We start from the raw sequence: 12,428 nt of genomic DNA on the forward strand, positions 1-12,428 counted from the left end.
ACGCGCCAGCAGTCGACTTCAAGTCCGCGGCGGAATACGTCCAGATCAAGACGCTCAAGAATCCCGACGGAGCCTATGGCGCCATGACGAAGGCGGTGGATGCGCTCGCTGGCCTGCCGCCGCCTCCGTCTGGTCCGGCAGGATTAAATTTACATATTCTCAAAAAGCCCGGATCGGGAAGCGATCGGCTGGAGGAAGCTTTGCTTTTCTATATAAACAACTCGAACGATGCCCGCGTGAAGCAAGTTCAAGTCATCATTCAAGAGTTCGAGCTGGTGCCATGAGTGACAATACGAATATGCCTCGATTTATCATAGGGTTTTCAACTACGCCAAGACATGTAAGCAATATATGGCGGCAGCTGGTTGATTTTTTGGCTGAACGTGAGGCATTACCAAATGAAGTTGAACTGCGTTGGATGACCGGTCGACCAGAAGAATGGGATTCACAGCTCATTGCCAAGTTGGCAGTCGGCGAGGTTGAGGCGTTCATTCTGGAGCGGAACCTGAATGGATTTCGGGTCTATTCTGGTTCAGGCGCAAGGAGCTTCCAATACACGTTGACTAGTCAGGAGGACCGAGGTTGCATACTTACTTGCTTTTTTGAAAAGGGGACGAAGGTTCCTGCTCCCTGGAACCCCCTCATCGAAGAGGTTATTTCGAAGAACCAATGCGTGGTTGCTAGTCAGAGTAACAGCCTATATCACTCGTGGCAAGGCTCTGAAACTGTAGATCGCTTTTGGGAGAAGCGGTATGGAGAGTTTCCTCTTGGTTGCAAAACATGGTCTGAACCATTTTCGGGGCCGTCACTAACGCCGCAACCTGATAGGGTGTTCATCGATATATCCAAGAACCCGGGCCGTCCCAAGGCGCTCTCTTCAGTGGTGAACTTCTACCCCACTGCCGAGATGTGGCTCGGCCCGCACTTCTGGCAGTATGCCAGGTGCACGAAGGAGGAGGCGCTGGCGGTGGACTTCTTTATCGAGAAGCGCGACACCCCGCACTACCTCTACCTCAAGTGCTGGCCGGAACCGTTCACGCGCCCTGACGGCGAACAGGGCCGGATGCAGCAACGCCTCTGGAAGCTCTTCTTCCACGAGGACTGCGAATGGCCGCCCGGCTCCGGCACGATCTGCGACGAACCGATGTATGGCCCGCCGGAACTCATGCCCGGTTACAAACAGAACAAGAGCACATGATTGGGGTGGCCGACGAGGTGATCCTCGTTCCGAAGGCGGAAGGGACGGTGGACGACTTCTTTGAAGCTTTCTTCAAGGCCTTCGAGGGGAATACATCAATAGATTGCCTGTGGAGTGGGGAAGCTTGTTTTGAAAAGGACGGTGAGATCCTTCGTCTGGAACCTCTCTTTGACGGAGGAACCCTCTCCGTGGTAGAACTGCGGGACGGTCCATGGGAGAAGAAGGAGTATGCAAAGAGTTCTCGTGACGGGCAATGCTGGCGCAGGAAAATCGACGGTGGCTAAGGCCGTGTCGGCGATTTTGGGGTTTCCCATCCATCATATGGATATGGCGGTGTGGTTGCCCGGGTGGAAGAAGGTTCCGCAAGATTTGCGGGACCGGCGGGTGGATGAGTGGACAGGTGAGGAGGCCTGGGTGATCGATGGGGTTTCCTCGCGGGTGCTGTCGCGGGCGGATACCGTGGTCTTTTTGGATGTGCCGAGAAGATTGTCGTTCTGGAGAGTTTTTTGGAGGAATCTCCCTCACCTTTTCAAATCGCGTCCAGAATTGCCGCCGGGGTGTCCCGAGATTTTGATCATCCCAACACTATGTCGCATCATTTGGCAGTTTCCGGTCCGAATTCGCCCTGGGTTGATGGAGTCCATGAAGGAGCCCATGGGAAAGCAGCAGTGGATCTATCTTCGAACTCGTGAGGAGGTGGCGGAGTTTCTATCGGAGCTAGAGTTTGGTTCCGGAGAGGAAGCGAATAAGTGGCGAATCCAGCAGCAACCCGAACGTGCATCGAAGGTGGGATGAATCTGAACGGCCTTGGAATTCTTTCGGCGATTCTTTCGGGGGCCGCGTTTTGGCTGGCGTCCCGCTATGCTGTGAAGCTGCCGTTCAAGGTTTGGTTGGGATGCTCCATGGCTGCAGTGGTGGCGGCGATTCCCGGTGCGAGTTTCGCGGCTTACTATTTTCACGTTCTTCCTGAATCGGATGGCTACTATGCATTCCGGAGTTTTCGGGGGACGGAAGGATTGGTGGTGCTCGTGGGATTGGCTGGTGGGTTGTTGGCGGGGAGACTTCCTCGGATGTGGGGGTTTCCCGTGTTGCTTGGGGTGATAGGGGGTTCGATTCTTCCCTTTATCAAGCCGTTGATCGGACCGATCCCGGCCGTGAGTTACCGAGATCAATGGGATGGCGATGTTTGTCTGCAAAGCACGCCCTCGACTTGCGGGGCGGCTGCGACGGCAACACTTCTCAAGCAGCTCGGGATCAAGGTGACCGAAAGGGAACTTGCACGGGAGGCTCATTCGTATGCGGGCGGAACGGAAGCATGGTATCTTGCCCGGGCAGCTCGATCACGGGGAGTGAGAGTGGACTTTGATTTCCAGTCGGAGGTTTTGGAAAGGATGTCCCTGCCTGCGATGGTTGGCGTTCGATGGGGTGGTGCGGGTCACTTCATTGCTCTCCTTGAAAAGGATGGAGAGGCGTTTGTGGTGGGGGACCCTCTACGGGGACGTGAAGTTTTGACAGGGGAAGAGATTCTCGACCGCTATCGATTGACAGGTTTTCAGATGGTGGTTCGTGCCACTACGAACTGAAGGGGGGTGATTTCCGGCGTTTTTGAGGGCCTTCCAAGAGTGAGGTTTCTCAGGGGCATCTTTAGCGGATTTCCGTGATGAAACCGTCGTCGATTTCGTCTCCAAGCTGTTTGCCAAGAAGGGATTGATAAAGGCGGCTTGCAGGGGTGAGGACGGTGATGTCGATGTCATCGAAGGTGACAGAGAGGCCTCCAGCTGCGGGAGCGAGGAGGTACCAGGAGGGGGTGTCCTCTCCGCTTATTTCGACAAGAGCCCCGGCGTCGATGGATTCGTCGAGTTCGAATTCGCGTCCCTCGAAGGCTGCGAAGCGAGTGACGGCCTCCGCGAGTTCGGCTACTTGCTGGGCTTGGCCAGCGGCGAGGTAGGAGGCTTCCAAACTGCGGGTGTCGTATTTGGATTCCGCTTTCGAGTCGGGATCGCTGGCCGCGGCGTGGGCATCCTTGGCGGCGCTTTCCATTTGGGCGAAACGCTGGCGGAGTTCCGTGAGGATGCTTTCGATGAGTTGCTTTTTCGGCGGCATGGGAGGCGGTCGTTGAAGCAGGCATGAGCCCGAAGGTCCATACGGGAGTGTTGGGAAAGTGAGGAAAGTGTGGAATGCGGAGGCTGGGGGATTTGCGGAAAGCGACGGAGTGGCGAAAGCCGGATGGGATGGGCGGCGTAGGGGGGGCGAACTGTTTGATTCCACTGTCCCCATGCGATTCTTGCTGTTGTTCCCTGTGTTGTTGGCCGGCTTGAGGGCCGAAGAGAAGCTGGTTGATCTGGTGAATCCTTTCTTGGGGACCGCTGCGATCACTGAAGTGAAGGAGATAGGATTTGATCCAAGTTTCCGTGTTTGGGCGGGCCTCACCTATCCGGGTGCTACGCTTCCGAATGCGATGGTCCAGCTTAGCCCGATCACGCAATTTGGGAGCGGGGCGGGGTATGAGTATGAGGATCGGACCATCCGCGCATTTGCGCATACCAATAAAGGTCACTGGGATCTTTGCCACTTGCCGATGCTTCCGGTGACAGGTGAGGTGGACCCGAAGGACTTTGCTTCGGGATTTTCGCATGAGAAGGAACATGCTGAACCAGGATTCTATCAGGTTTTCTTGGATCGTTACGGGATCGATGTGGAGTTGACTGTGACGCCTCGGTGCGGCCTGCATCGGTATCAGTTTCCACAAGGAGCGGATCGCAAAGTCTTGTTCGACCTTGGGGTTTCAAATGAAGGGATTTCGGAGTGGAATCTTGAGCAGGCGGGAGATCAGGAGATCACGGGATTCCAGAATGGGCGGGAGAGGGTGTTTTTCGGAGCGCGCTCCAGTGCGAAGATCAGCTCGGTGGAGAGGATGCAGGCGGGTGACCGCGAGGTGGTGGTGGTGAGTTTTGCGGGAGGAGAGGAGCCGCTGGAACTGAGGGTGGGGGTTTCATTCGTGAGCGTGGAGAATGCGCGGGAAAACCGAGAGCGCGAAGCGGGGGAGCGGGCATTTGCCGAGGTTCGCGCGGCGGCATCGATGACCTGGGAGAGTATGTTAGGGCGTCTGCGGGTGAAGGGAGGATCGGATGAGCAGCGAAGGTTGTTTTATTCATCCGTCTACCGCTCGGTACAGTGGCCGGGTCTCCGTAGTGACGTGAATGGTGAGTACCGCATCCACGGAGAGGTGAGACGTCACCCTGAGCGGGGGCACTATGCGACTCCGGCGCTTTGGGATACTTATCGGAACAAGTTGGTTTTGTTAGGCTGGCTTTCTCCTCAGGTGGCGGGTGATGTGATCCAATCTCTGGTCGAACGAGGAGAGCGGTCCGGGCACATGGCGACGTATTTCCATGGGGACCATGCGGCGGCCTTTGTGGCGGGATCCTATTTGCGGGGAATCCGGAACTTTGATGTGCAAGGGGCGTTTCAGGAGCTGTGGAAGAACGCGATGGAGGAAAGTCCGCATGCGCGACCCCATTTGAAGGAGTATCGGGAGAAGGGCTATATTTCGACGCCACAGATCAACCGCCCTGTGGTGGAGACCAAGGCCAAGGCGGGAGTGACGAAAACCTTGGAGTATGCCTACGACGACTATGCATTGGCGCTGTTGGCCGGGGAGTTGGGGGAGACAGAGAAGCGAGATGCATTGATGGAGCGGTCGAAAAATTATCGGAATCTTTTCGATCCTTCGACCGGGCTGATGCGGGGACGCTGGTCGAATGGCGAGTGGGTGATGCCATTCGATGCCACTCAGCCGTACTATGAATATCAGTATCGGGAAGCGAATGCGTGGAATTCGTCGTTCTTCGCGCCTCACGATACGGCCGGCCTGATGGGGCTGTATGAGTCTCCGGAGGCGTTCGAGGCGCAGCTGGATCAATTGTTCGAGATTCCGTGGAATCCGCAGCATATTGCGATGAATATCAACAGCTTCATTGGGCAGTATTGCCATGGCAACCAACCTTCCCATGGTTTCCCTTATCTCTATCACTTTGTGGGCAAACCGGAAAAGAGCCAAGCGGTGATCGATGAGGCGATGGAGCGTTTTTACGGCATGAAGGGTGGCAACACGCTTGCGGGCATGGACGACGCGGGGGAGATGTCGGCTTGGTATGTTTACAATGCGATTGGGATATACACCTATTCACCGGCCGACCCGGAGTATGTGGTGACGGTGCCGATTTTTGATGAGGTGAGAATTTCCCTGCCCGGCAAGCAGGAGGTGGTGGTGCGCCGCGATGGGAATAGCCGGAAGATGACTTCCATTGAGTGTGGGGGAGAGAAGCTGGACGGTTTCCAGTTGCCGCACGCGAGGTTGTTCTCCAGTGAGGAGGTGGTGATTCGAACAGAGGGCTCGTGATTCGAAGCCTCTTTCAGTGAAGGAATTCGACCGCGACTTCGACGTCGTTGGGCTGATCAGGCCCGCTGGTACTGCGTCCGCTTGAAATCTGGCGTCTCAGTTGGCGGGTCAGATCCGCGACGGGGGTATCGGGGGAATGGTAAAGATTTGAGAGTTCGGCGGGATCGGACGAAAGTCGGTAAAGCTGCTTGGAGGGAAGTTTGCGTTCAATGGCGAGTTTGTTGGTCGGGTTTCCCCAACCGCCGCTGCCGGGGCAGAACTCCAATTTCCAGTTGCCTTGACGGATGGCGAAGTTGCCATTTTCGGAGTGGTGAATGAGAGAGGTGCGGAGGCCGGGTTGGCCACGGAGGGACGGGAGGAAGGAAATGCTGTCTTCTCCTGCATGAGCGGGAAGGGGAACTTCGAGAAGGTCGGAGCAGGTGCGGATGAGGTCGCCCAGGCAGACGAGATCGGTGGACTTCGAACCGGGCAGAGTGATCCCTGGGAGGCGGACGATGAGAGGAATGCGGTGGCCACCTTCCCAGATGTCCGATTTGTAGCCACGGTATCCGGCACTGGGAAAGTGGCCTTGAGATTCGAGGGCTTGGGTTCCGGCAGCGGGGGCGAAGCCGTTGTCGCTGGAGAAGACGAGAAGGGTGTGATCGGATTGATCGGTCTCCTTGAGGGCGGCCATGATTTGCCGGACGGTGTCGTCGGTCTGCATGACGAAATCAGCGTAGGAGCCCATGGGGCTTTTCCCCTTCCATTCGGATGTTGGAGCGATGGGGGTGTGGGGTGATGTGAGGGGGAGGTAGAGCAAGAATGGCTGAGGGGAAGCTGCTTGCTTACGAATGAATTTCACTGCCCGATCCGTGAGGGAGGGGAGGACATCGATGGCTTCGAAATCACGGGCTGCAGGACCGAGACGTTTGGGGAAGAAGGCTTTCTGTGTATCGAGAGGTGCAGTGAAGTGATCGTCTTCGAAGAATGCGTAGGGAGGCATGTCGAGCGACGCACTGATGCCGAAGAAATGATCGAATCCCCGGGTGAGGGGGCCGTCGGGAATGGTGCCTTTGCCGTCTTTTGAGAGGGTCATGCCGAGATGCCATTTTCCGACGCAGGCGGTGGTGTATCCTTGTTCCCTGAGAAAACTGGCAAGCGTGAGGCGATCGGGCGCGATGAGTGGCGGAGCGAATCCACCCAGCACGCCTTTCTGCAAGTGTGTGCGCCAAGCATAGCGTCCGGTAAGCAAACTGTAGCGACTGGGAGTGCAGACGGACGAGCTACTATGGGCGTCGGTAAAGATCATGCCTTCACGGGCGAGTTGGTCGAGGGCGGGGGTGGCGATGCGACTTTCGGAGTGAAGGGCGTGGACGTCTCCGTAGCCGAGGTCGTCGGCGAGGATCACGACGACATTGGGCTTAGGAGCGGCGGCGGCAGATGAGGCACTGAGTAAGCAGGCAAGGAGCAGCCGGAAATGGAATTTCATGACGGGTGGGTGGAGTTGGCGGGATGCAAGAAAGCGAGAGTGAAGTGAAAACCGGCGGATCTTACGGGGTGATGAGAGGCGAAGGTACAAAAAAACCGGAAGGTGGGCGAGCCGCCTTCCGGTGAGTTGATGGGAATCGAAGAGCTTAGCCGAGGTAGCCGTTATCTTGAGCGTATTTGCGGACGTCTGCGGTGATCTTCATCGAGCAGAAGGTGGGGCCGCACATTGAGCAGAAGTGGGCGGTTTTGGCGCCCTCTGCCGGCAGGGTCTCGTCGTGGAAGGCGATGGCCTTGGCGGGATCGAGTCCCAGGGCGAACTGGTCCCGCCAACGGAATTCGAATCGGGCCTTGGAGATGGCATTGTCACGGACTTGGGCGGCGGGGTGGCCCTTGGCGAGGTCGGCGGCGTGGGCGGCGAGCTTGTAGGTGATGACCCCTTCGCGCACGTCGTCGCGGTTCGGCAGGCCGAGGTGTTCTTTAGGGGTGACGTAGCAAAGCATGGCGCAGCCGTACCAGCCGATGTTGGCGGCTCCGATGGCGGAGGTGATGTGGTCGTATCCGGGCGCGATGTCGGTGGTGAGGGGCCCGAGGGTGTAGAAGGGAGCTTCGTGGCACCACTCGATTTGCTTCTGCATGTTTTCCTGAATGAGGTGCAGGGGAACGTGGCCGGGGCCCTCGTTCATGACTTGGCAGCCTTTTTCCCAAGCCCGTTGGGTGAGTTCACCCTGGACCTCAAGTTCGGCGAGTTGGGCGTAGTCATTGGCATCGGCGATCGAGCCGGGGCGCAGGCCGTCACCAATGCTGAAGGAAACATCGTAGGCGGCACAGATATCGCAGATCTCATCCCAATGGGTGTAGAGAAAGTTCTCCTTGCCGTGGTGGATGGACCATTTGGCCATGATGGAGCCGCCGCGGGAGACGATGCCGGTCATGCGTTTGGCGGTGTGAGGGACGAAGCGCAGGAGGACGCCGGCGTGGATGGTGAAGTAGTCGACTCCCTGCTCGGCTTGTTCGATGAGGGTGTCGCGATAGAGTTCCCACGTGAGGTCCTCGATGCGTCCGTTGACTTTTTCGAGGGCCTGATAGATCGGAACGGTGCCGATGGGCACTGGGGAGTTGCGAATGATCCACTCACGGGTGGCGTGGATGTTTTTGCCGGTGGAGAGGTCCATCACGGTGTCGGCTCCCCATTTGGTGGCCCAGCGCATTTTCTCGACTTCTTCATCAATGGTCGAGGCCACTGCGGAGTTGCCGATGTTGGCGTTGATCTTCACCAGGAAGTTACGGCCGATGATCATCGGCTCGTTTTCGGGGTGATTGATGTTGGCGGGAATGATGGCGCGACCCCGTGCGACTTCGGAGCGGACGTATTCCGCGGTGATCATGGCGGGGATCTGTGCACCCCAGCTTTGGCCAGGGTGTTGGTGGTGCATGACGTTGCGCGGAACCTGGCGGTGGGGATCGATTTCCGACGGGCGGGGCATGTTGTAGCCTTCGGGCGTCGAGCAGATCTGATCCATCTGGGCCCGGACTTCAGGGGGGGCGTCAGCAGGATGGGGATAGTGGTCACAAATGGTTTGGAAGGCTTCTTGGCGACCGAGGTTTTCGCGAATGGCGACGAATTCCATCTCTGGAGTGACGATGCCCTGGCGAGCGTACCACAGCTGGGTGACGGGATGGCCCATGGAAGCGCGGAGGGGTTGGCGTTTGAGACCGGGATACTCCTTGAGCTTGTTTTTGGCGGCCTTGTTCTCGTTGTATTTTTCGGCGTGGGCGTCGGAAAGGTAGCCGTTGTCTTCCGGTTTTACGGAGCGGCCTGCATATTCTTCGACGTCTTGGCGGGCGAGAATCCAGTCGCGGCGGAGAGCGGGGAGTCCTTGAGTGACGTCGCCTTCGAAGCAGGGGTCACCCCATGGGCCGGAGCAGTCGTAGACCCGGACGGGCTCGTTTGGGACCTTGGAGCCATCGGGATATTCGGTGTCGGCGAGGCGAATTTCGCGCATCGGAACCCGGAGGTCCGAGTGGAGAGAGCCATTCAGGTAGACCCGGCTCGAGTTGGGGAAGATGGTGGGATCCTTCTCGATGGCGGCGAGTTCGGAGGAGTTGTCGATTTCCTCGACGAAATTGCCGGTGTAGTCGGAGCGGCGGTGGGCGTTTTCCGGGGTGATGGTGTCTTGCGGGTTCATGGCGAGAGATGGCGGTTTCAGTTGGAGGGCGGCGTCGAGACGACAAAGGCCACGCGGAACCCACGTGGCCTAAGGAAGAAAACCGTTCGACTTCCTACGGCGGCGTGACCCGCATCAGGTTCGGAGGGTCTTTTCCACGCGTTGGAAAATCTCGGCCCGGCGGACGTGCGGGCTCCCCTGTCGTTTCCGGCGATAGTGGCGTCGCGCGCGACGAAGTCAAGATACCGGAGGGCTGAAATCGGCGGGGACATTTCCGCCTTGGTCGGGAGGGCCGATCCAGAATAGCGGATTATGGGCGATTTCCCAAAGGTGGCCATCGGGATCGGCAAAGTATCCGCTATAGCCGCCCCAGAAGACTTTCTGAGGCGATTTGACGCGGGTTGCCCCGGCTCCCACGGCTTTCTCGAAGAGGGCGTCGACTTCTTCTTCGGTAGAGACGTTGTGGGCGAGGGAAAAGCCACGGAATCCTTCTCCATGGGGAGCCATCTGGGCATCTTCGGCGAGAGCATCCCAGCCGTAGAGAGCGAGCCAGGAGCCGTTCAGGGTGAAGAAGGCGACGCCTGGAGGGGAGTCCATTTGGGGCAGTCCCAAGCCCTCGCGGTAGAAGCGGACGGAGCGGTCGAAGTCTCTCACTCCGAGGGTAATCATGCTGATTCTGGGCTGCATGATGGCAGCCTATTTCAAATCAATGGCTCTCGCCAAGTGCCTGAAGGTAATTTTGCTGGAGCTGATCGGCATGGTGACGTCGTTGCTCGGTTTCGGCGAGGGCTTTGGCGAGGGCCTGGCGAGCGAGGATCAAGTCGTGCTCTTGCTGGTGGAGCTGGGTTTCGAGGGCAGGGAGGTCGGGGAGATTTTCAGCACGGGCTTTTTGCAAAATGGCGAGTTGCTTTTCGAAGCCCTCTTGGAGGGGGTTGAAGGATTCGGCGAGAGTGTCGCTCTGGAGTGCCGATTCTTCGGCCAAACGGGCAGCGGCGAGAGCCCTTGTGCGGATCTCGGCAGCGGTCCAGTGTTGGAGATCCTGTTCTAGGTGGCTGAGGGTTGCTTGGGCCTCGACGAGTTCGGATTCGCCTTCGGCTAGGACCTTCTCGTGTTCGGCGAGAGTTTTTTGTGCGGCTTCGATGGAGCTCTGCAAAGGAGCGAGTTGGGCTTGGGCATCCTCCCAGGCACGTTGACTTTCGGCAGTCGTTTTTTGGTGTTCGGCGAGAGCGGACTCGAGGGGTGCGATGCGGTCATTCAGTTCCCCGAGCTGGCGATTGGTGTCCTGGTGGCGGGTTTCCAGTGTGGCCAGTTGGCTCGCGGAGGCGTCGAATCGAGATTGGGTTTCGGCCGATTTTTGGCGGCATTGGTCTCGTGAGGCGGTGGCGGCGGCGATGCGTGCGGGCTTTTCTGGATCATCGGCCGATTGTTGGACTTCATTCCAGTGGAGTTCTGCGTTGGCCAAGGCGGCCTGGGCTTCATCGCGTTGTTGGGCGAGGGGAGCCAGCTGTTGACGATGCGCCCCCATCTGGGCTCCGAGATCGGCGAGTTCTGTTTGGCGGACTTCTCGCTCGTGATGGAGGGGGGAGAGTTCGGCTTGGAGGCGATCGCGTTCTGCTCGTTCCTGTTGATGGTGCTGGCCCGTTTCGCGCTCCGTGGATTCGGCTTCGCTTTTGCGGGTTTGCAGGGAGGTCACGGCGGTTTGAGCTTCATTGCGCGCGGCTCTTCGTTGGTCGCGAGCCTGAGTTGCTTGGGTGACGATGCCGGGTTGCGATTCGAGGGCGGATCGAATATGCGCAAGCCGGGTCTCGATGGTGGGAGGGTTGGCATCGATCTGTCCGAGGAAGGTGGCATCGGAGACTTGATGCACTCGAATGACTCCGTTGTAGCAGGCGATGAAAACGCGTTGGCCCTCGCCATCGAGAGCGATGGAGACAGGGAGCTCAGGAAGCTCGGTGATTTCGTGAAGAGGATTGAAGTCGGGCTTCCAAAGTCGGGCTTTGCCATCGCGACCGCAGGTGGCGAAGCTGCCATCGCGGGCCCAAGAAAAGTCGAGTACGCCGCCGGGGTGAGCGTCGATCTTCTTGATCTCGCTCCCATTGTTCATTTCCCAAAAGCGCACCGTGCCATCCTCGGAGGCCGTCGCGAGCACGTTGGAATCGGCTCGGAAAGCGGCGGTGCGGATACTGGCCTGATGGGCACGCAAGGTATGGAATTCATTGCCACTTGCAGCTTCCCAGACCCAAACGCCGCCATTGCGATCGCCCGTGGCGAGGAGCACGCCGTCAGGCGAGAAATCGACAGCGGTGACCCAATCGGTGTGCTTTTTGATGGAAGCGACCGAAGATCCGTCGGCGGTGTTCCAGATTTTGATTTTGCGAGAGGGAGATCCGGTGGCGACGGTCGCGAGATCGGGCCGAAGATCGCAGGCGAGGATGGAGTCGAATTCCTTGCCGGCGGTCATCACTCGACTGCCGTCGGAGATATCGAATGTCACAGTGACACCGGATTTGCCAGGGATACCGCCACCGACGATGAGATAGCGACCGTTGGGAGTGAAAGCGAGGGCGACCGGATCACCTTCCGGAAAGGGAAGAATGCCGACGAGATCGAGGGTGGTGGTGTCAAACAGGAGAACCTGGTGTTGCCCAGTGACCGCCAACAAAGGTGCCCATGGGGAGGTGGTCATGGATTGCACGGCGGCGGGGCGCTCCGCGACCACTGCAGGCTCTAACAAAACATGGCGGGGCATGGGCGGCGGGCCATCGGGCTTCGCAGTCGGATGGGCCGAAAGGCTCATGTCGAACTTCGGCTTACTGGGTTTTTGGGCCTTCGATGAGGCATTTTCCAGCAAGCCGCCTTCGATCCACGCCCGGATTTGGGCGATTTTTGGGTCGCTCAATTTGTCGCCTTCTGGCGGCATTTTGGGCTCGGAAGTTTGGAGGATGACGGCGAGGAGCTTGGATCCCGTGTCGCCGGCTTCTGCGATTTTTCCACCGGAGCCTCCCTTCATTGCCCCGGTGTAAGAGGAAAGATCCAGTCCGCCTTTGGCTTTGTCGGGATTGTGGCAGTTGAGACAGGACTGCTGAAACAGCGGGAAGATGTGGTCGTCGTACGTGACTTTTTCCTCGGCCATGCAGGGCAATGCCAAGGCGAGAAGGAGGGTGTGTGGGCGGAATGTCACGACCTCAGGCGGGTG

11 protein-coding genes and 1 riboswitch are annotated in these 12,428 nt (G+C 58.3%); of the genes, 6 read left to right on the top strand and 5 right to left on the bottom strand.

All coding sequences use genetic code 11. The features are described from left to right. From HNR46_RS08210 to HNR46_RS08225, 5 genes are all read left to right on the top strand, one after another. Nucleotides 1-284, top strand: a 284-nt coding sequence (locus HNR46_RS08210) for a hypothetical protein (protein WP_184017656.1), incomplete at its 5' end; no start/stop codon positions are given. Beyond that, nucleotides 281-1,198, top strand: a complete 918-nt coding sequence (locus tag HNR46_RS08215; protein WP_184017658.1) for a hypothetical protein — start codon at nucleotides 281-283, stop codon at nucleotides 1,196-1,198. The genes HNR46_RS08210 and HNR46_RS08215, both read left to right, overlap by 4 nt. 5 nt (nucleotides 1,199-1,203) lie before the next feature. Then, the gene (locus HNR46_RS20620) at nucleotides 1,204-1,482 is read left to right on the top strand and encodes a hypothetical protein (protein ID WP_221285078.1); all 279 of its coding nucleotides are present in this window, start codon (nucleotides 1,204-1,206) and stop codon (nucleotides 1,480-1,482) included. Beyond that, nucleotides 1,427-1,993 (top strand): P-loop NTPase family protein, encoded by a 567-nt coding sequence (locus tag HNR46_RS08220; protein WP_184017660.1) that lies wholly within the window; start codon nucleotides 1,427-1,429, stop codon nucleotides 1,991-1,993. Before HNR46_RS20620 ends, HNR46_RS08220 begins: the two co-directional genes overlap by 56 nt. Continuing rightward, nucleotides 1,990-2,781 (top strand): cysteine peptidase family C39 domain-containing protein, encoded by a 792-nt coding sequence (locus HNR46_RS08225; RefSeq protein WP_184017662.1) that lies wholly within the window; start codon nucleotides 1,990-1,992, stop codon nucleotides 2,779-2,781. The genes HNR46_RS08220 and HNR46_RS08225 overlap by 4 nt, the downstream gene beginning before the upstream one ends. Nucleotides 2,782-2,842: 61 nt before the next feature. Here the strand turns inward: HNR46_RS08225 and HNR46_RS08230 are convergent, their stop codons facing one another. Then, entirely contained in the window at nucleotides 2,843-3,301 is a 459-nt protein-coding gene (locus tag HNR46_RS08230; RefSeq protein ID WP_184017664.1) for a hypothetical protein, read from the bottom strand. Between the two features lie 172 nt (nucleotides 3,302-3,473). Here HNR46_RS08230 and HNR46_RS08235 point away from each other — a divergent pair, with 172 nt between their 5' ends. After that, complete coding sequence (locus tag HNR46_RS08235) at nucleotides 3,474-5,600, top strand: GH92 family glycosyl hydrolase (RefSeq protein ID WP_184017665.1); 2,127 nt, start codon at nucleotides 3,474-3,476, stop codon at nucleotides 5,598-5,600. A gap of 13 nt (nucleotides 5,601-5,613) precedes the next feature. On the opposite strand, the gene HNR46_RS08240 is transcribed toward HNR46_RS08235, so the two are convergent. The 4 genes from HNR46_RS08240 to HNR46_RS08255 form a co-directional block, all read right to left on the bottom strand. Beyond that, nucleotides 5,614-7,068, bottom strand: a complete 1,455-nt coding sequence (locus HNR46_RS08240) for a sulfatase family protein (protein WP_184017666.1) — start codon at nucleotides 7,066-7,068, stop codon at nucleotides 5,614-5,616. 145 nt (nucleotides 7,069-7,213) lie between these two features. Beyond that, nucleotides 7,214-9,253: a phosphomethylpyrimidine synthase ThiC gene (gene thiC / locus HNR46_RS08245; protein ID WP_184017667.1), complete on the bottom strand. Its 2,040-nt coding sequence runs from the start codon at nucleotides 9,251-9,253 to the stop codon at nucleotides 7,214-7,216. A gap of 74 nt (nucleotides 9,254-9,327) precedes the next feature. Beyond that, nucleotides 9,328-9,442, bottom strand: a riboswitch (TPP riboswitch). Nucleotides 9,443-9,469: 27 nt separating this feature from the next. Then, complete coding sequence (locus HNR46_RS08250) at nucleotides 9,470-9,919, bottom strand: VOC family protein (protein ID WP_184017669.1); 450 nt, start codon at nucleotides 9,917-9,919, stop codon at nucleotides 9,470-9,472. Between the two features lie 19 nt (nucleotides 9,920-9,938). Beyond that, nucleotides 9,939-12,413, bottom strand: coding sequence for a WD40 domain-containing protein (locus tag HNR46_RS08255; RefSeq protein ID WP_184017671.1), 2,475 nt, complete (start codon nucleotides 12,411-12,413; stop codon nucleotides 9,939-9,941). Between the last annotated feature and the right edge of the window lie 15 nt (nucleotides 12,414-12,428).

The organism is Haloferula luteola (assembly GCF_014201715.1).
GTDB classification, from domain to species: Bacteria; Verrucomicrobiota; Verrucomicrobiia; order Verrucomicrobiales; family Akkermansiaceae; genus Haloferula; species Haloferula luteola.